This is a genomic window from Rahnella sp. CFA14(1/10), from assembly GCF_004195095.1.
Taxonomy (GTDB): domain Bacteria; phylum Pseudomonadota; class Gammaproteobacteria; order Enterobacterales; family Enterobacteriaceae; genus Rahnella; species Rahnella perminowiae.
On sequence record NZ_SEWS01000008.1, the window covers coordinates 43,383 to 63,274 of the forward strand.

Sequence of the window (19,892 nt, forward strand, 5' to 3'; positions counted from 1 at the left end):
TAGCATGGAACTCTTGCTCACTTTATGGATTTATCTGATGGTCAGGTTAGGCAGTTATGTGGCGGTTTCCCTGGTGCTGGCGTCGTTTTCAGCATCTGCTGTCACTCAGTATCAATGTGTATTAACGCATCATACTCAGTCCGATGATGGCAACGATGTTTCTGAGGTCGTCAATAAAAATGCACAGGTTTATGACGCAGGTAACACGTTCAGTTTTTCTCCCGATGGGAGCAAAATGGTGGCCAGCCCGGAACTGACGGACATCATTGGCAAAGACAATCAGCCAATGAAAGCCGGTGCGCAAGATAACCTCATGTATATTCACGTAAAAGACAGTTTTGTGGTCGCGACGCAAACTGAAGGTTATGTCTACGGCGATTGCAAAGTGAATACTGCGAAATAAAAAGCCCGGCCACCACATTTTCTGAATCCGGGGTGTTACGCCTGTCCGCAACGCCCTGCAATAAATAGAAACACTCCAGCCAGTTCATTAGCACACTTCTTATAGTCGCCTGTTGCCCGACGGGCTATTCTTGCGCACTTTTCCGGTATCCAGTTTTTTCATTTTCGCCCGCTTCAAGAAGCAGACAAAAAAGGTATTTGCCCGCTTATGGCCTTACTTAACGACGAAATCCGCGACCATACCGCCGAGTCCGTCCTTTTCGTTCGTCGTGCCGTGATCGCATTTCTGGTCGTGATCCTCCTGTCGTCTGCACTGGTGTTTAATCTGTATCACCTGCAGATAGGCATGCATGATTTTTACCAGACCCGCTCAAATCAGAATGACATCAAAATGCTGCCGATCGCACCCAGCCGCGGGTTGATCATGGATCGCAATGGTGTCGTGCTGGCGCAAAATATCACCCTGTATCAGATTGAAGTGATCCCGGGAAAAGTTCCTGATCTTAAAGCTACGCTAAATGCGCTGAAACCCATTGTCGGTCTGACGCAGGATGATCTGGACAGTTTTCATGATGCGATGATCCATGGACGACGCTTTGCGCAGATCCCGCTGAAACTGGCGCTCACGGATGTCGAAGTCGCACGCTTTTCCGTTAACCAGTTTGATTTTCCCGGCGTCTCCATCAGTACCTATCAGCAACGCCGTTATCCGTATGGCGCAGAACTGGCACATGTCGTGGGTTATGTTTCGAAGATAAACGATAAAGATGCCAAACGTCTTGAAGCAGAAGGTATCGCCGAGAATTACGCCGCTGATCACGATATCGGCAAGCAGGGCGTTGAAAAGTATTATGAAAATATTCTGCATGGCCGCACAGGTTATCAGGAAGTTGAAGTCGATAACCATGGTCATGTGGTGCGCTTACTGAAAGAGGTTCCGCCGCAGGCCGGGCAAAATATTTATCTGACGCTGGATCTGGATTTGCAGCAGTACATCGAAAAAGTGCTGAAAGGGCAGCGTGCGGCGGTGGTGGTGATGGATCCGCGTGACGGCGGGATCAAGGCAATGGTCTCCAGCCCGAGTTATGATCCGAACCCGTTTGTGAACGGCATCTCCAGTAAACAATACAGCGCGTTGCTGAAAAATCCGGATCTGCCGCTGATCAACCGTGTGACACAAGGGCTGTATCCGCCGGCTTCGACGGTGAAACCTTTTATGGCGACATCGGCGCTGTTTGAAGGCGTTATCACGCCACAAACCACTTTCTTCGGCGCGCCGACCTGGACGCTGCCGGGCACCACGCGCCATTACCGCGACTGGTTAAAAACCGGTCACGGTATGCTGAATGTGACCAAAGCTATCGAAGAATCTGCCGATACATTCTTCTATCAGGTGGCCTATGAAATGGGCATCGACCGTATCCATACCTGGCTGAGTAAATTTGGCTATGGTCAGTCGACCGGTATTGATCTGGATGAGCAATATAACGGTGTGCTGCCGAGCCGTGAGTGGAAAATGAAGGTTCACAAAAAAGGCTGGTTCCAGGGGGATACGGTTTCGGTAGGTATCGGCCAGGGTTACTGGGTGGCGACGCCGATTCAGATGGTACGGGCGCTGAGCGCACTGGTGAACAACGGCAAGCTGGAAACGCCCCATCTGCTGTATTCTGCAAAAAGTGGAAAAATAGTTACCCCTTATAAGATGCCGCCAACGCAGCAAATTGCTGATCCAAAATCGCCGATCTGGGGCATCGTGAAGAACGGCATGTTCGGGATGGCTAATCTCCCGAACGGTACCGGCTATAAACTTTTCCATACCGCGCCTTATCAGATCGCGGCCAAATCCGGCACATCACAGGTATTTAGTTTGCGGGAGAATCAGGTCTATAACGCTAAAATGACGCCGGTACGTTTACGTGACCACATTTTCTATACGGCGTTTGCGCCTTATAAACACCCGACAGTGGTGATGGCGTTGATCATGGAAAATGGCGGCGGCGACGGCGTCGTAGCAGGGCCAACGGCGCGTGCGATCCTTGACCATATTTTCCTGCCGCCACAGGCGGCAATTTGTGATCCGGCGAAAGCGGATAATCCGGCTGACTGCGAACAGCCGGTACCGACACCCAATTCGCTGGGCTTTAGCGAGCATTGATGCCGGGCGTCGGATCACATCATCTTGCGTTATTAGATCGGCAAGGTGTGCAACTTGCTGATATCCCTGCCGTTAAACAGCGAAGCTGCGTTCTGGCGGCAGAGCGGGATTTCGTTTGAATAAGGGCCGGATACTCATCCTCAAATAATCAGTATCTTATAAAACCGGGTGTCATTGTTAGGGGACGACATCAGGGTATACCCCATACTTATCGATATTGACTCAAATTATCTCGTATTCTAACTGGTTGATTTCTGCTGCTTTAGCGGCGACTGCTTCGGGTGATTCCGCACAATAATCATACATATCGTTACTTTCTGTATGTTCGACAACCACTATTTTGCGCACCCGGATCCTTTGTGTTGCCGGCAGACCGGCATATAACTTAACTCCCGGGCGACCGATAATGAGCACTTCATTATGCGATTCAATATGGCGTTTTTTCTTATCTTCTGACAATAGTGTCTGAGGCGTCAGCAGTCGTTGATATCCTCCTTCACACCGGTAGTCGTCTTTACCTTCTCCGCGGAATATCGCACGACTAAGGGCTGAAGCATCGATAATTCTGCCACCGGCATAGCCATTTTTACGCCCGACGTGATTAGGAAACCAGACGTCAGTCGGATGCGTCCCAAGAATATTTTGTACCGGGACTTCCAGAATTAAGGCAGTGGCGCAATACATTCCGGTATACCGCTTGGTTTTGCTTAAGGGTTGGATATCTTTTAAGTCAACCAGCGAGGTGCTGATAATATCCCAACTGCTTAAAAGAGATTAGGCGCGTTGGTGGCAAAACGGACTCTCCGCGCCTTCAAAGGCATGAATCAGAACATAGTTTTTTGGCAGGGAACGCCAGTTGTTGAGTATTTTTTCTCTGTCCCCGGATAAATATTTAATATCCTGTTTTTTAATAAATGTAATTCCCGACTTTTTATGTGAAAACATACTGCCTCAGTGGTTTATTTTTAGGGTTATCCCCGAAATATAACACGTGATCCTTTTTGAATGGCTTAATACATAATTAAAAATAATTGTATTGTTAATAATTATTTGTTTTTGCTATGGTTTTGACAGTATTATCTGATGTGTTTTAGATGTTCTTATTTTCTGTGGGTAAAACAAAATTGTATGATCCCGGATGTCATAAATTAAGCGTTTTTAGAGGATTCACCTCCTGAGAAATAATAATCCTTTGAAACTGCAAAGATAATTAACAGGAAATCACTCTGTTGTGAGTTTTTAACCCCACGCGATCCGGTTATTCGTTTTTACACCGGTTGTCGGCTGAGTGTACCCAACGGCAGGCATCCGACGTAGCCGACAGGTGTGTGGAGGCCTTACCGGCCGGCTCAGGCCCGGCGATGTGCAGCGATAAGCTGCTGAGCAAAAAAGCCGGCATTAACTCCTGACAGGATGTGTCTAAAAATAGCGACAATAGCCTTTTGGGCTGTCTCCATTTGGAGACATTTAACTGTTTGATAATTAAGGATTCTGTTTGCGCGGTAGGATACTGTTGCGATTCAGCGACACCTTGGGTGTTTTTCCAACGGATTATTGCGCCTTATGAGGAAGCTTGAAATATTTTTAAAATAAAAATTATTAAAATTCATGCGCTTGAATATTTTTCTTTAAAGTTGGCATGTATCCTGCTAGATTGCAGCAGTTGCTCATTCACCTGATTATGATTGGCTCACGCGAAAGCGTTGATATGCTCATAATGTCCGAATGACGCCAAAGAAACGGTGCCTATCGTTCACCCGACCGATAATCGTTGCGCAAGCACGTTATCAAGCATCGAACGACACGTTGAGTGAGGCACCACCTTTTCCGGCCTGCTGAATTTTCTGAAGAATATTCAGCAGGCCAACCCTTCGCCGTCTGTCTCTCCTGTTTCCCCATCTTGTTAACCTCCCCGACGACACTGGCTGTTTAAACCGTTGTCCGCTAGCATGACTTTATCTGTGGTAAATGAGATGAATGCGTTGAAAAGAAGACGTTTATTCCCCGGTTCGTTACGTCAGCTGGTCTTAATGGCTTTCCTGCTGGTGATGCTGCCGTTACTGGTATTGGCTTATCAGGCTTATGACAGTCTGGATCAGCTCAGCCGGCAGGCGGCGCGTATCAACCGCACCACGCTCAGTGATGCGCGTCGTAGTGAATCGATGTCCGGCATTGCGCTGGAAATGGAACGCAGCTATCGCCAGTATTGTGTCCTCGACGATCCGACGCTTTCCCGCCTTTATCAGAATCAGCACAAACAATATGCCCAGTTGCTGGATGCGCATGCGTCTGTGCTGCCGGATCTGCGCTATTACCAGACGCTGCGCACTTTGCTGACACAACTGACACAACCAACCTGTCTGAATAACTCACCGGATAAAGACTCCTCTGCACGACTGGAAAATTTCTCACGCACTAATGCTGAGATGGTTCAGGCAACCCGGGAAGTGGTGTTCTCGCGCGGACAGCAACTTCAGCGTGCGATTGCCGAACGCGGCCAGTTTTTTGGCTGGCAGGCGCTGGTGCTTTTTCTGCTCAGTGGCGCATTGGTGGTGCTGTTCACCCGCATGATTATCGGGCCGGTAAAAGGCGTCGAGCGGATGATCAACCGGCTGGGCGAAGGGCGCAATCTGGGGGATGTGGCCCGCTTTAAAGGGCCGCGGGAGATCCGCTCGCTGGTACAGCGTATCGTCTGGCTGAGTGAACGCCTTGCCTGGCTGGAGTCACAACGCCACGAATTTCTGCGTCATATTTCTCATGAACTCAAAACTCCGCTCGCCAGTATGCGTGAAGGCACCGAACTGCTGGCGGATGAAGTGGCCGGGCGGCTGACGCCGGATCAGAAAGAAGTGGTGGCTATTCTTAATAACAGCAGCCGCCACCTGCAAACGCTGATTGAACAACTGCTCGACTACAACCGCAAGCTGGCGGATGCACCGACGCTGAGTGTGGTTGTTGATCTTAAAGCGTTGGTGGACGACGTTGTGACCGCTAACAGCCTGCCTGCCCGCGCAAAAAAAATCCGCAGTGAAGTGACGATCGAAGCGCCCCGGTGTCTGGCAGAACCGACTTTACTGAGACGGGTGCTGGATAATCTCTATTCCAATGCGGTGCACTACGGGGCTGAATCCGGTACTATTTGGGTCCGCAGCCGGCACGAAAACGGACGGGTGATGATCGAGGTGGCGAATACCGGAATGCCGATCCCGCAGGCCGAGCGCGCGATGATTTTTGAACCTTTTTACCAGGGTAGCCAGCAGAGAAAAGGGGCTGTAAAAGGCAGCGGTCTGGGGTTGAGTATTGCTCAGGACTGCATTCGTCGCATGCATGGAGAGCTGCAACTGGTTGCCGTTGAGGATGCGGACGTTTGTTTCCGTATTGAATTGCCCCTGACGGCTGAGAAGAATGAATAATGATCAAATTTTTAAGCGGTTTGTATGCGCTGTTACGCTGCCGGGTGGTCTTAGTGGGTGCACCGCTGGTGCTGGCAGGCTGCGTGCCGCATTCCGGCAATAACCATTATTATCAGCAAGTTTCCGATCAGATCGTGCCAGACAGCAAAGTGATCGACTTTCGTATTGCACCTTGTGAAACGCTCTGGGCGCTGGACGACAGCGACGCGATGACCAATTCACTGTACTGGTTACGGGCGATGGATTGTGCTGACCGGATGAGTGACGCGCAGGCGCGTTATCAGGCGCAGCAGATCCCGGCAACCCAGTGGGAAAGGGTGTTTAAACAAAGCATTCTGCTTTCCGGTGCGGATCCCGATCAGCAGCAGCGTCGCGCGTTGCTGGCGAAAGTCAGCGAGTACCGCGGCCAGATGCCGGGCTCGATTCGCCCGCTGGTACAGTTATGGCGTGAACGGCAGAATCTGCAGGTAGTACTGGGGGATGAAAAAGCCCGCAATGCCCGCCAGCAGGCGCTGAATGAAGAAAAAATTCAGACGCTGACCGCCGGACAACAGGTGCTGGAAAATAATCTTACGGATATGCGGCGTAAGCTGGAAAACCTGACCGATATTGAGCGCCAGCTTTCCTCGCGCAAACAGAGTCAGGGCGATTTGCCGGATAACGATACCAGCACGCCTGTGAAGGCAGCTTCCGGTAATGCGGTCAAACCTGCCGAAACCTACGTGCCGCCCGCTAAGGATCAGAACGTAAAATGACGATACGTAAAGCTGCCAGCTTATTGCTGGTTGATGACGATGCCAGCCTGTTAAAACTGTTGGGCATGCGCCTGACCAGCGAAGGTTTTCGTGTCACCACCGCCGAAAGCGGTGCTGAAGCGCTGCGTGTGCTGCACCGCGAACGTATTGATCTGGTGCTGAGCGATTTGCGCATGGATGAAATGGATGGCATGGCGCTGTTCGCCGAAATCCAAAAATTCCAGCCAGGCATGCCGGTGATCATTCTGACCGCGCATGGCTCTATTCCCGATGCGGTCGCCGCTACCCAGCAGGGCGTATTTGGATTCCTCACCAAGCCGGTTGACCGCGATGCGCTGTATAAGGCTATCGATGAAGCTCTGGCGCAGTCCAGTCCGTCGGCTGATGAAAGCTGGCGCGAATCGATTGTTACCCGCAGTCCGATCATGTTGCGTCTGCTTGAACAGGCCAATATGGTGGCGCAGTCTGATGTCAGTGTGCTGATTAACGGCCAAAGCGGCACCGGTAAAGAAGTGCTGGCACAGGCCATTCACGCTGCCAGCCCGCGCGGCAAAAAAGCTTTTATCGCCATTAACTGCGGCGCTTTACCGGAACAGTTACTGGAATCCGAGTTATTTGGCCATGCTAAAGGCGCATTTACCGGCGCGGTGAGCCATCGTGAGGGGCTGTTCCAGGCGGCGACCGGCGGCACGTTGTTCCTTGATGAAATCGGCGATATGCCGTTGTCGCTGCAGGTGAAATTACTGCGTGTACTGCAGGAGCGTAAGGTGCGTCCGCTGGGCAGCAATCAGGATATTGATGTGGATGTACGCATTATTTCTGCAACACACCGTGATTTGCCGAAAGCGATGGAGAAGGGTGAATTTCGCGAAGACCTGTTTTACCGCCTTAACGTCGTCAGCCTGAAGTTGCCAACGCTGAGTGAAAGATCAGAAGACATTCCGCTGCTGGCCAATCATCTGCTGCGTGTCGCGGCGCAAAGGCATAAACCTTTTGTGCGCAGTTTTTCTACGGACGCGCTCAAACGGCTGATGGTCGCCAGCTGGCCGGGCAATGTGCGCCAGTTAGTGAATGTTATCGAGCAATGCGTGGCGCTGACTTCTGCACCGGTGATCAGCGAAGCTCTGGTGCAACAGGCACTGGAAGGAGAAAACACCGCACTGCCAACGTTTGCCGATGCGCGGAATCAGTTCGAACTGAACTACCTGCGTAAGCTATTACAAATCACCAAAGGTAATGTGACGCAGGCGGCACGTATTGCCGGGCGTAACCGCACCGAGTTTTATAAGTTGCTCTCCCGCCATGCGTTAGAAGCGACCGATTTTAAAGAGTAACGGGAATTTACTTTCAGAGGCTTGAGGTACATTCCTGCCGCTGAACTATGATACCTTTAGCGCCTTCGCATGCCACAGGCATCCGAAACCAGATTGTGAACCATGCTGCCGCGCAGGAAGGCGGAGAGCAAACGAATGATTATAAGGGTCCGCCATGAAAAAGATTGATGCGATTATCAAGCCATTCAAACTCGACGATGTCCGTGAAGCATTAGCGGAAGTCGGGATTACCGGGATGACTGTGACCGAAGTGAAAGGCTTTGGCCGTCAGAAAGGTCACACCGAACTCTACCGTGGTGCGGAATACATGGTCGATTTCCTGCCGAAAGTGAAAATCGAAATTGTCGTGGCAGATGATATCGTGGATACCTGTGTGGAAACCATTATGACTACCGCGCAGACCGGTAAAATCGGTGACGGTAAAATCTTTGTGTTTGATGTGGCACGAGTGGTCCGTATCCGTACCGGGGAGCAGGACGAAGAAGCGATTTAATGTTTCATCAGGGCGGGTAATTGCCGGTTACCCGCCCTGTATTTTCCCTTTCCTATCCCTGTTGATCCCATCTTGTTATACCAATCACTCTTTAACCAAATCACACCCAACCCTCTGTTTATTCTGTTTCGATGACCCGCTTTTGTTCCGTAGACGGAAAAACCCTGTTCGGCGATCACCACAAAAAATGCTATTTGTTAGTTTTTTGTGAAGGTTGAAGGGTTTTTATTGTGACTTCGTTGAAAAAGTGAGAGTAAAATCACACTTGTTGTTATACCAGTTAGAAAAACTTGTCAGGTACGTTGTAATCACTCACTAAAATAATTCAGGGTGAAAGTATCCGGCAACCAACACTGGTGTGGATTGATCTCCGTTGATCGTGGTTTTCACGCCCATTCAAAAGGCTTTGCAATGTCACAACAAGAAAAACCCATACGTATTTCCCGTCGCGTATTTTTAGGGGGCGCACTGGCGGCGCTTTCCGTTCCGCTGATGAATAAGCTGCTGCTCAGCCCGGTCTATGCCGCGCCGGTTGCCGGTTTGTCTCAGGCAAAACAGGATTTCACCCAACTTTCTCTGTATCTGACCGGTCACGAACAGTTAGATCCGGCCCTTTCTGAACGTTATTACCAGACGATGTTGCAGTTGTACCCGGACTTCACCGCACAGGTTCAGGCATTGCAGGGATTTATCACGGCGAATCATATTGACGCCGCTGATCTGCAAAAAACGCTGGATGCACAGCAGCCTGCGCTGGCGAAACTGCCGCGCAGCATCCTTCAGGCGTGGTATCTCGGGGTGGTCGGCGAGGGTAAACAGGCCGTTTGTCTGGCGTATGAAAATGCGCTGATGAATGTTGCGGTTCGCGATCACCTCAATCCGCCGAGCTATGCCTACGGCGCTTACGGTACCTGGGCAAAACAGCCCGTCTGAAAATAACGTTCCAAAAGGGTTAAGCAATGAGTGAACAACTTTCCGCTGACGTCGTCGTCATCGGCTCAGGGATCTGCGGCTCGCTGGTCGCACAGCGTCTGGCAAAACAAGGTATCTCCGTCATTATTCTGGAGTCCGGCCCGCGCATTGACCGCGGAACGCTGACTGAAAACTTCCGTAATTCGCCGCGTAAAAAAGACTTTATGTCGCCGTATCCGTATTCCGACTGGTCGCCACATCCGGTGTATAAACCGGAAGATAATGATTATCTGCAACAGCAGGGGCCGTATCCGTTCCCGGCGGAATATATCCGTATTATGGGCGGCACCACCTGGCACTGGGCGGCACAGGCGTGGCGTGTTCTGCCAAACGATATGAAGATCAACACGCTGTACGGTGTCGGGCGTGACTGGCCGTTGTCATACGAAGAACTGGAACCGTTTTATTACGAAGCTGAAGTGAAAATGGGCGTCTCCGGTGCACCTGACAACGGCTCACCGCGCAACCAGCCCTTCCCGATGGAACCGGTCGCCGAATCCTGGCTGCAACAGCGTTTTCGTGAGCGACTGGCACCTGGCGGTTATGACGTGATTGTTAACACTACCGCGCGTAACAGCCGTAACTATGACGGACGTCCGGCCTGTTGCGGTAACAATAACTGCATGCCGATTTGCCCGATCGACGCACAATATCACGGCGGCATCGCAGCGCAGGCTGCTGAGGCGGCGGGCGCAAAGCTTATTACCAACGCCGTGGTTTACCGTCTGGAACATGACGAAAAAGGCCGCATTGTCGCCGCGCATTATTATGATCCGGATAAAGGTGAGCATAAAGTCACAGCGAAAAACTTCGTTCTGGCAGCCAACGGCATTGAAAGCCCGAAACTGCTGCTGATTTCTGCCAGTGATAAATATCCGGACGGGCTGGCAAACAGTTCCGGCACCGTCGGGCGTCACCTGATGGATCACCCGAGTAATTCTCTGACGTTTGAAACCGAAGAACCGTTGTGGGCAGGGCGCGGGCCGATGAGCCCGGCTTCAATCAACAGCCTGCGCGACGGCGATTTCCGTAAAGATTACGCCTCGTTCCGTATCGATATCGCCAACTCTTCCCAGGTGCAGTCGGTCACGCAGGATTTGCTGGCGGAAGGCGTCTACGGCATCAGTCTGGATAACGAAATTCGTCGCCGGGCGTCGCACCAGACCAGCCTGAAAAACGTGATGGAACAGCTGCCCAATTACGATAACCGCATCATTCTCAGCGATAAAAAAGACAAACTGGGTATTCCGAAACCGGCAGCGATTTACCACATGGATGATTATGTGCATCGCGGTATGGCGCGTGCGGTGAAGGAATACACCGAAATTGCCCGACTGATGGGGGGCACCAACTTACGCTTCAGTAAGCCGGGCGTTTACGGCAACAACCAGCACATCACCGGCACGATGAGCATGGGTCATGACCCGAAAGATTCTGTGGTAGATGCATTCGGACGCACCCATGACCATGAAAATCTGTTCATCACCAGTACCGGCGTGATGCCAACCTCGGCCACGGTCAATTCCACGCTGACCGCTGTTGCGCTGGCATTACGTACCGCTGATCATCTTGCCAAAACTGCGCTATAGGCTGACTGACATGACTCTGAACCGTTTCACTTACAAACGTCTGACGGGCGCGTTGCTGGCCTTTGGCCTGAGCCTGACTGCGGGCACGGCTTACGCCGCGTTATCGCCGGAGCAGGATGCGCTGATCAGGAAAGGCGAATATATCGCAGTAGCCGGAGACTGTGTGGCATGCCATTCCACCGAAGGTGGCAAGCCGTTTGCCGGCGGCCTCGGGCTGGCGACGCCGCTGGGCACCATTTATTCGAGCAACATCACACCCTCTAAAAAAGACGGTATCGGTAATTATACGCTGGAACAGTTTGAACATGCAGTGCGCGACGGTGTGCGCGGCGATGGCGCGAATCTGTATCCGGCGATGCCCTACACCTCGTATGCCAAAATCAGCGATGACGATATGAAAGCGTTGTATGCCTATTTTATGCAGGGTGTATCACCGGTTGATGTGCCATCAACGCCGACAGCATTGCCGTTCCCGTTCAACGTGCGTCTGTCGATGGCGGGCTGGAACTTGTTGTTCCTCGAAAAAGGGGCGTTTAAAGCCGATCCGTCGAAAAGCGATCAGATCAACCGGGGGGCCTATCTTGGCGAAGCACTCGCACACTGCAGTACTTGCCATACGCCACGTAATGCGCTGATGGCAGAGCAGGGCGATAAAGCGCTGAGCGGCAGCAGTCTGGGCACCTGGTTTGCACCGAACATTACGTCGGATGCGGTCAGCGGTATTGGCAACTGGAGCACGGATGAAATTGCCGGTTACCTGAAAACGGGTCACGCACCGGGCAAGGCGCAGGCGGCAGGGCCGATGGCTGAAGCGATTGACCACAGCCTGAGCCATCTGAGCGACAGCGATTTGCAGGCGATTGCCGTCTGGCTGAAACAAACCACGCCGGTCAGTCAGGAAGGACAGGCGAAAGCCGCCGATCAGTTCGGATCACCGGCGAATTATGTCGATACGCTGCGTGGCGTTCCGCGTCCGGCTGACGCCGGAAAAATGACCGGCTGGCAGGTGTATGACGGTTATTGTGCCAGTTGCCATCAGCCCGACGGGCGTGGCAGCAAAGACGGTGGCCTGCCGTCGCTGATGAATAACACTGCGCTGGGACATCTGAACAGCGACAATCTGGTGATGGCGATTTTACATGGCGTGCAGCGCGGGCCGGAAAACAAAGATGTCGCGATGCCGGCCTTTGAGCATTTACTGTCAGATACGCAGGTCGCTACGCTGAGCAATCAGCTGTTGCAGCAGTTTGGCAACGATCAGGCGAAAGTTACGCCGGAGCGGGTGAAAGAATTGCGTGCAGGCGGCAAACCTTCGCCGCTGCTGGAACTGGCGCACTGGGGAATGGGCATTGCCGGGCTGGTGGTTATCCTGCTGATTGCTTTATTCTTTATGCGTCGCCGTCGTCCTTAATACCTGCTGACGCAGCAATAATAAAGGCTGACATTCTGTGTCAGCCTTTTTTTTCGTGCAGGGATTAAATCACTTTATGCGGGCCGAAACATTCGTAGTGAATGTTAGCTTCGCTGATGTTCATCGCCAGCAGTTGTCTGGCGACGAACTGCATAAAGCCCACCGGTCCGCACAGATAGAAATGCATGTCCGGGGTGCTCAGTGACCCGCTGACTTTGCTCAGATCCATCAGTCCCTGATACTGGAAATCTTCTCCGGGTAAATCATCAGCCTGTGGCAGGTTATACCAGACATGATGTTCCAGTTGCGGCAGGCTTTCCTGCGCGTTTTTCACTTCACCGGCAAACGCATGCACCGCGCCGTTTTCCGCGGCGTGCAACCACTGAACCGGGGCAGGGTGTCCGCGCTGTGCCAGTGTGTTGAGCATGCCTAACATTGGCGTCTGACCGACACCGGCGGATATCAGCGCCACCGGCGTGATATCGCTGATGTCCATAAAGAAATCACCGTGCGGGGCGGCGAGATGAATAATATCGCCCGGTTGCGCGAAATTATGCAGGAAGTTGGACACCGCACCTTGCCCTTCGCGTTTTACCGCGATGCGGTAGCTTTTGCCATTCGGTGCCTGCGTCAGAGAATACTGACGGATTTCCTGATTTTCCAGTGAAGCATCACGAATATACACCGCCAGATATTGCCCCGGTTTGAAGTCCGCCACCGGTTTACCATCGACAGGCTCCAGCACGAAAGAGGTAATGAGCTCACTTTGCGGTTGTTTTTCGGCAATACGGAATTCACGCGTACCGTGCCAGCCACCGGTTTTTTCTGCACTGTCCTGATAAATTTCAGCTTCACGGTTGATAAACACATCCGCCAGCACGCCATAGGCTTTGCCCCACGCATCCAGCACTTCCTGGCCCGGACTGAACATTTCATCCAGCGTTGCCAGCAGGTGAGTCCCGACAATATTGTATTGCTCAGGCTGAATGGTAAAACTGGTGTGTTTCTGCGCGATGCGCTCCACGGCAGGCAGCAGCGCCGCCAGGTTTTCAATATTGGCGGCGTAAGCGCAGATGGCATCGAACAGCGCCTGACGCTGATCGCCGTTGCGCTGGTTGCTCATATTAAAGATGTCTTTCAGCTCGGGGTTATGTGTGAACATGCGGTCATAGAAGTGTGCGGTCAGTTTCGGGCCAGTCGCAGCGAGCAAAGGGATAGTGGATTTAACGGTGGCGATAGTGGCTGAATCAAGCATGGTGAACTCCGGCTCTGTGAGAATTTTATATAACATGTATTTAAAATACATGTTATATAAACCGACTATTGCTGTAAACCCCCCTAAAGGGGTAAGGGCTTTCCCCCGCAGGGGCCGGGTCACAAAGCTGAAATTTGTGCATGACCGGGTGAATAAATATCTCTTGATTATGGGCAGAGGTTCGCAGATCAAAGCCTTGCTGTATCTGGAGCCAATCGTTTGCCTAAAAACCTCAAACTGACCCTATCCGAAGGCCGCTTAAACATTTACACTGTGGCGCAGAACCCGGAAGGGGCTTTTTTTTAGTTTGTTGAGTCAGGAGATGCGGATGTTAAAGCGTGAAATGAACATTGCCGATTATGATGCTGAGCTGTGGGCAGCAATGGAAAAAGAAGTTGTTCGTCAGGAAGAACATATCGAGCTGATTGCGTCAGAAAACTATACCAGCCCGCGTGTCATGCAGGCTCAGGGTTCGCAACTGACCAACAAATATGCCGAAGGCTATCCGGGCAAACGTTATTATGGTGGCTGTGAATACGTCGACATCGTAGAACAACTGGCCATCGACCGTGCAAAAGAATTGTTCGGTGCAGATTTCGCCAACGTTCAGCCGCACTCCGGCTCACAGGCAAATTTCGCGGTGTATACCGCATTGCTGCAACCGGGCGACACTATTCTGGGGATGAACCTTGGCCATGGTGGTCACCTGACTCACGGTTCACCGGTTAACCTTTCCGGCAAACTGTATAACGTGGTGCCTTATGGCATCGACGAAAGCGGCGATATCGATTACGAAGACGTGAAACGTCAGGCCGAAGCGCATAAACCAAAAATGATCATCGGCGGCTTCTCCGCATTCTCCGGTATCGTTGACTGGGCAAAAATGCGTGAAATTGCCGACAGCGTTGGTGCTTACTTCTTCGTTGATATGGCACACGTTGCCGGTCTGATTGCTGCAGGCGTTTACCCGAACCCGGTTCCTCACGCACATATCGTGACCACCACCACGCACAAAACGCTGGCCGGTCCACGCGGCGGTCTGATTCTGGCGAAAGGCGGTGACGAAGAGTTCTATAAAAAACTCAATTCCGCTGTCTTCCCGGGTGGCCAGGGCGGCCCGCTGATGCACGTGATTGCCGGTAAAGCAGTCGCACTGAAAGAAGCGATGGAGCCTGAGTTCAAAGCTTACCAGCAACAGGTGGCTAAAAACGCACAGGCCATGGTGGCTGTGGTGCTGGAACGCGGCTACAAAGTGGTATCCGGCGGCACACACAACCATCTGTTCCTGATGGATCTGGTGGATAAAAACCTGACCGGTAAAGAAGCGGATGCTGCACTGGGCCGCGCTAACATCACTGTGAACAAAAACAGCGTGCCTAACGATCCGAAGAGCCCGTTTGTGACTTCCGGTGTGCGTATCGGTACACCAGCCGTCACCCGTCGCGGTTTCAAAGAAGCCGAAGCGCGTGAACTGGCTGGCTGGATCTGTGACGTGCTGGACAACGTGAACGATGAAGCAACCATCGAACGCGTTAAACAGAAAGTGCTCGACATCTGTGCACGCTTCCCGGTTTACGCGTAATATTTGCGAAGCCGTTAAGCTGCGAAAACCCGCTCCGGCGGGTTTTTTTATGGGCATGTATCAGAATTTGTGAGCTGGCAGACATTCCTGAAGTCAGAAAGCGTCTGCGGATTGCTAGCGATTGTGAGCTTTGTCAAAGTATTGGCCTCACACCGGAGGATTTATGGAATTGCGTTCCACGCGCTGGCTTGCACTCAGTTATTTCACCTACTTTTTCAGTTACGGTATTTTTCTTCCCTTCTGGGGCTTGTGGCTCAAAGGCGAGGGGATCTCCTCCGAAAGCATCGGCCTGCTGCTCGGTGCCGGTCTGGTCGCCCGCTTTCTCGGCACGCTCATCATTTCTCCCTCCATCAAAGACCCTTCTTACCTTATTACCGGTCTGCGTATTCTGGCGCTGCTTACGCTGGCGTTTGCCGTCGGTTTCTGGTTTGGCAACGGCTGGGCATGGCTGATGATTAACATCGCCGGATTCAGTCTGTTCTTCGGTCCGCTGGTGCCGCTGACCGATGCGCTGGCAGGTACGCTACAACGGCAGATCAATATGGATTATGGCAAGGTGCGCGTCTGGGGTTCCATTGCCTTTGTGATTGGTTCGGCGGTCACAGGCAAACTGGTCGAGGTGTATGGCCATAACGCGATTCTCTATACGCTGACCGCAGGCGTGGCGGCGATGCTGCTCGGCATGTTATTGCGCCCGAGCGTGAAGCCGGCAGGAGAGCCGCGTGCAAGCGGTGCGCCGGGTATTTCGTGGAAAGCGTTGCTGAGCGAAAAACCGGTCTGGTGTTTTCTGTTATGCGTGACGCTGCTACAGGGGGCTCACGCAGCGTATTACGGTTTCAGTGCCATTTACTGGCAGGATGTGGGCTATTCTTCCACAACTATCGGTTATTTATGGTCGCTGGGTGTGGTGGCGGAAGTGCTGGTATTCACCTTCAGTAAACAGCTGTTCAGCCGCTGGTCGGCACGGGATCTTCTGCTGCTTTCGGCCGTATGCGGCGTGTTGCGCTGGACAATGATGGGGGCGTTTACCGCTTTGCCGTGGCTGATTGTGATGCAGATTTTACACTGTGGCACGTTTACGGTCTGCCATCTGGCGGGCATGCGGTTTATTGCTGCACGGCCAGGTGATCAGGTGATCCGTCTGCAATCGGTGTATTCCGCACTGGCAATGGGGGGCGGCGTGGCAGTGATGACCATGTTATCCGGTTTCCTGTTCGAACATCTGCATGCCGGATTATTCTGGGTGATGGCGTTGCTGGCGGTGCCGGCGATTTTTCTGCGTCCGGCTGTGACGCCGTCAACGGTTGCGACATCAGCCCGTTAGGGAGCTTCGAGCAGCGAGCGGATACGTTTCCGCTGCTCTTTTGCCAGCGGTAACTGCGTGTGGATCACCAGCGGATCGGCGTCAGTGCTGCGGGTGGCGTAGGGGGTGACAATCATCGCTACGCCACTCGGTGCGCCGAATTTATAGAAATCCGCCAGCGTCTGATATTTGATGTTCAGCGGCAGCAGCGTCGCCTCGCGGATTTGCTGCTCGACGGCTTCTTCCAGCTGCGGATTATCGTGGGTCAGCAGCAAAATTTGTTTCTCCTGCAAGGCGTTACCCTGCATCAGCCATGCACCAAAGGTGATGGCCACCAGCCCGACTTCATCTTCTGAAAGCGTAATCAGGTATTCGTGCTCAAACCCCTGTAACGCCTCGCGGGTGGTACGCACCAGACGCGGATACATCCGGTTCACTTCTTCCTGCATCAGGTTATCGATGCCGATGCCGAAATGACAGCGTTCAATTGCCGGGCCCAGATGAGCGAAAAGCTGACCGACCAGTCCTTCGTAACTGCTGAATTTCATGCCGGCAATATCCTGAAAACGCGCCACCATATTTTCAATTTCTAACAACAGGCGCTGATCTTCCGTTGAGCCGGAACTCTGATAACTGTGGATTTTCAGCATCCGTAACATCAGCGTGAAAAACTCACATTCGCAGTCATCCAGCCGGCCTTTGCTGAGTGCCTGCAACTGGCTAAACAGTTCGCGGGCGGCAGGATATTCCGGTTTTTCACGCAACCAGCGCCGCTGTTGTTCGGTAAAACGCAAGCCGGTCGGGCCGTTGTTTTGCCACAGACAGTATTGAAGACAGATAAGCATCAGCTGGCGGTCATGTCCGCTCAGCGGCCTGGGCAGCAATGCACCGCAATCTTCGAGCATCAAACCCAGAATATCGGTGCGCAGTGCCGCTTTCGGGCAGGTCTGGCCTTCAAACGCGATGTGCAACCATGGGATGAAATGGCGCGAAACGAAATCCGGGGAAATACGTAATGTGCGGCGCAAACCCTGAAATAAACACAGCCGCTGAGCAAGCGCGTCGCCCTGAATACGGCACTGTTTTTCGCTATATTGCAGCACATCAAGCTGATGGATCCGCTGAATTTCGCAGGTCACTTCTGCCAGATCTTCCCACGTGATGTCTAATGCGACACCATTAATTTCACTGATGATCTCCAGCTGAACCGCCGTCAGCGGCGCGTAAAGCATCAGCAACACGTGGCAACGGCGTTGCGTAGCGGAAAGCGCAGGGGAGGGCTGTTTTTCTGGATTCATATCACCTGCCGAAAAAGTATCGCCTGAAATTATTAGTCAAGCATAGCAAAGCGAATGCCCGCAATAAGGCGCGGAGATTGGCTTTTACTCCGGCTTACAACTCAGATCACAGATATTTTTGACGACCGCTTAAATGCACAGCAAAATACTGTTACTTAGTAACAATATAATGGCGCCAGATATGGAAATGACGTTACACCAGGCCCGGAACCGGCCTTTTCCCCGTTACGTTAAATGGCTGTGCGCTGCGCTGTTGGGCCTGCCCGCCACGGTGCTGGCGCACCCGCACAGTTTTATTGATATGCAGACCACACTGGTGACAAATGAAACCTCACTGACCGGGCTGAAAATGGTCTGGACGATGGATGAAATCACCTCGGCAGATTTACTCTATGACGCGCATAACGCCAAACCGGGTTCGGATATCTGGAAGAAACTGGCGGCGGAAGTGATGGCGCGCGTGCTAAGCCAGCATTACTTCACGGATTTCTATCGCGATGGAAAACCGGTGAAGTATCTGGATCTGCCCAGTGAATATCAGCTTTCCCGCAAAGGCGATCAGGCGGTGCTGGAATTCGTCCTGCCGCTGGCGAAACCACAAGTGCTGGAAGGCAAACCCATGGAATTCTCCACTTTCGATCCTTCGTATTTTGTCGATATGACATATAAAGACAACACCGCGCTGCATCTGCCACCGGCGCTGGAAAAACGCTGTACGCTGGCGCTGTTTACACCAAAGCCGGATGCCTCGCTGCAAAACTATGCCCTGTCACTCGATAAGGCTGATGCCCCGCCGGAAGACATGGTTCTTGGTCAGCAATTTGCCCAGAAGGTGACGCTGGAATGTCATTAATCTCCACGCCATCGAAAACGCTGTCCTGGCGCGATCTCTGGCCGCTGGCGGTATTTCTGTTGCTGCTGGCGGGCGGTGCTTGCCTGTTAATCCATTACTGGCCGCGTATTTTGCTCAGCAGCATTATCTGGCAGCGGGAGTTACATCAGGAACTGGCCGGATTGCTGCGGCAGGTGAAACAAAATCCTGCGCAGGCGGGGATGACGCTGGCGGGCTTCAGCCTGATTTACGGCGTAATCCACGCTATCGGGCCGGGGCACGGTAAAATCGTCATTACCACCTACCTGGCGACACATCCTTCACGGCTGAAAACCAGCCTGAAGCTGACCTTCGCGTCGGCGATTGTGCAGGGACTGGTGGCGATATTGCTGGTCAGTGTGGTCCTTGGCGTGTTGCAGCTCTCTTCGCGACAACTGCATCAGAGCAGTTTCTGGATGGAGCGGGGCAGTTTCATTCTGGTGATGTTGCTCGGATTGCTGTTGTGCTGGCGAGCCCTCAAACGGGTGTGGCAAACCCTCAAAGATCTGCGCCGGCCACCGGCGATGAAAATCCGCAGCCTTTCCCCGGCGGCCAGTAATACGCATGTTCATGATGAATATTGCGGCTGCGGCCATCAGCATGTGCCCAGCGATCAGCAGCTTCAGGCGGGTGATGATTTGCGCACGAAGGTAGCGATTGTGCTGGCGATGGGGCTACGTCCGTGTTCCGGCGCGATCATGGTTTTGCTGTTTGCCAAGGTCATTGACGTCTACCTCTGGGGCGTGATTTCGGCGATCACTATGGCTGCCGGCACCTCGCTGACCGTATCACTTATCGGTGTACTGGTGTTTTACAGCCGTGCGCTGGCCGTCAAACTCAGCGCCAGCCGTACGCCTGCGGCGTGGCAGCGGATTGCCTGGTCGCTGCTGGCACTGACCGGCGGGATGATATTACTGGGAGCGGGCATCTTGCTCTACAGCACCGGCGGCGGTGATATTTCACCGATAACCGGCGGCCCATTCAGGGGATAAACCGCAGGCATAAAAAAACGGACGCCCGGTGGGACGTCCGTTGTTGTTTGTATCATTCAGCGGTGGG

16 protein-coding genes are annotated in these 19,892 nt (G+C 52.7%); 13 read left to right on the plus strand and 3 right to left on the minus strand.

What is annotated here, in order from left to right:
- The first annotated feature begins 4 nt into the window (after positions 1-4).
- Together EVX52_RS16430 and mrdA are read left to right on the plus strand one after the other, a co-directional pair.
- Positions 5-403 carry a hypothetical protein gene (locus EVX52_RS16430; RefSeq protein ID WP_240783480.1) on the plus strand — a complete coding sequence of 133 codons (399 nt, stop codon included), beginning with the start codon at positions 5-7 and terminating at the stop codon, positions 401-403.
- 207 nt (positions 404-610) lie between these two features.
- Positions 611-2,557: a penicillin-binding protein 2 gene (gene mrdA, locus EVX52_RS16435; RefSeq protein ID WP_129991676.1), complete on the plus strand. Its 1,947-nt coding sequence runs from the start codon at positions 611-613 to the stop codon at positions 2,555-2,557.
- Between the two features lie 222 nt (positions 2,558-2,779).
- Here mrdA and EVX52_RS25595 read toward each other — a convergent pair whose 3' ends face one another.
- Complete coding sequence (locus EVX52_RS25595) at positions 2,780-3,241, minus strand: hypothetical protein (protein WP_240783481.1); 462 nt, start codon at positions 3,239-3,241, stop codon at positions 2,780-2,782.
- 1,289 nt (positions 3,242-4,530) lie between these two features.
- Between EVX52_RS25595 and EVX52_RS16445 the strand changes: the two genes are divergently transcribed.
- The 7 genes from EVX52_RS16445 (at position 4,531) to EVX52_RS16475 (ending at position 12,524) form a co-directional block, all read left to right on the plus strand.
- The gene (locus EVX52_RS16445) at positions 4,531-5,970 is read left to right on the plus strand and encodes a HAMP domain-containing sensor histidine kinase (protein ID WP_129955105.1); all 1,440 of its coding nucleotides are present in this window, start codon (positions 4,531-4,533) and stop codon (positions 5,968-5,970) included.
- Complete coding sequence (gene qseG / locus EVX52_RS16450; RefSeq protein ID WP_129955106.1) at positions 5,970-6,725, plus strand: two-component system QseEF-associated lipoprotein QseG; 756 nt, start codon at positions 5,970-5,972, stop codon at positions 6,723-6,725. The genes EVX52_RS16445 and qseG overlap by 1 nt, the downstream gene beginning before the upstream one ends.
- Complete coding sequence (gene glrR / locus EVX52_RS16455) at positions 6,722-8,059, plus strand: two-component system response regulator GlrR (protein WP_129955107.1); 1,338 nt, start codon at positions 6,722-6,724, stop codon at positions 8,057-8,059. Before qseG ends, glrR begins: the two co-directional genes overlap by 4 nt.
- A 154-nt stretch (positions 8,060-8,213) precedes the next feature.
- A complete protein-coding gene (gene glnB / locus EVX52_RS16460; RefSeq protein ID WP_013574351.1) occupies positions 8,214-8,552 on the plus strand; it encodes a nitrogen regulatory protein P-II in 339 nt (112 codons plus the stop codon).
- Positions 8,553-8,963: 411 nt separating this feature from the next.
- Positions 8,964-9,485 carry a sorbitol dehydrogenase family protein gene (locus EVX52_RS16465; protein WP_129955108.1) on the plus strand — a complete coding sequence of 174 codons (522 nt, stop codon included), beginning with the start codon at positions 8,964-8,966 and terminating at the stop codon, positions 9,483-9,485.
- A 26-nt stretch (positions 9,486-9,511) separates the two neighbouring features.
- Positions 9,512-11,113, plus strand: coding sequence for a GMC family oxidoreductase (locus tag EVX52_RS16470; RefSeq protein ID WP_129955109.1), 1,602 nt, complete (start codon positions 9,512-9,514; stop codon positions 11,111-11,113).
- A gap of 10 nt (positions 11,114-11,123) precedes the next feature.
- Positions 11,124-12,524, plus strand: a complete 1,401-nt coding sequence (locus tag EVX52_RS16475) for a cytochrome c (protein ID WP_129991677.1) — start codon at positions 11,124-11,126, stop codon at positions 12,522-12,524.
- A gap of 64 nt (positions 12,525-12,588) precedes the next feature.
- On the opposite strand, the gene hmpA is transcribed toward EVX52_RS16475, so the two are convergent.
- The gene (gene hmpA, locus EVX52_RS16480) at positions 12,589-13,779 is read right to left on the minus strand and encodes an NO-inducible flavohemoprotein (RefSeq protein WP_129955111.1); all 1,191 of its coding nucleotides are present in this window, start codon (positions 13,777-13,779) and stop codon (positions 12,589-12,591) included.
- Between the two features lie 328 nt (positions 13,780-14,107).
- On the opposite strand from hmpA, the gene glyA reads away from it, so the two are divergent.
- Positions 14,108-15,361, plus strand: coding sequence for a serine hydroxymethyltransferase (gene glyA / locus EVX52_RS16485; RefSeq protein ID WP_129955112.1), 1,254 nt, complete (start codon positions 14,108-14,110; stop codon positions 15,359-15,361).
- Between the two features lie 163 nt (positions 15,362-15,524).
- Positions 15,525-16,685, plus strand: coding sequence for a 3-phenylpropionate MFS transporter (locus EVX52_RS16490; RefSeq protein WP_129991678.1), 1,161 nt, complete (start codon positions 15,525-15,527; stop codon positions 16,683-16,685).
- Here the strand turns inward: EVX52_RS16490 and csiE are convergent.
- The gene (gene csiE / locus EVX52_RS16495; RefSeq protein ID WP_129955114.1) at positions 16,682-17,962 is read right to left on the minus strand and encodes a stationary phase inducible protein CsiE; all 1,281 of its coding nucleotides are present in this window, start codon (positions 17,960-17,962) and stop codon (positions 16,682-16,684) included. The genes EVX52_RS16490 and csiE overlap by 4 nt on opposite strands.
- A gap of 181 nt (positions 17,963-18,143) precedes the next feature.
- On the opposite strand from csiE, the gene EVX52_RS16500 reads away from it, so the two are divergent.
- Together EVX52_RS16500 and EVX52_RS16505 are read left to right on the plus strand one after the other, a co-directional pair.
- Entirely contained in the window at positions 18,144-18,815 is a 672-nt protein-coding gene (locus EVX52_RS16500) for a DUF1007 family protein (protein ID WP_129991679.1), read from the plus strand.
- Entirely contained in the window at positions 18,806-19,825 is a 1,020-nt protein-coding gene (locus tag EVX52_RS16505; RefSeq protein ID WP_129991680.1) for a nickel/cobalt transporter, read from the plus strand. The genes EVX52_RS16500 and EVX52_RS16505 overlap by 10 nt, the downstream gene beginning before the upstream one ends.
- Positions 19,826-19,892 lie beyond the last annotated feature (67 nt).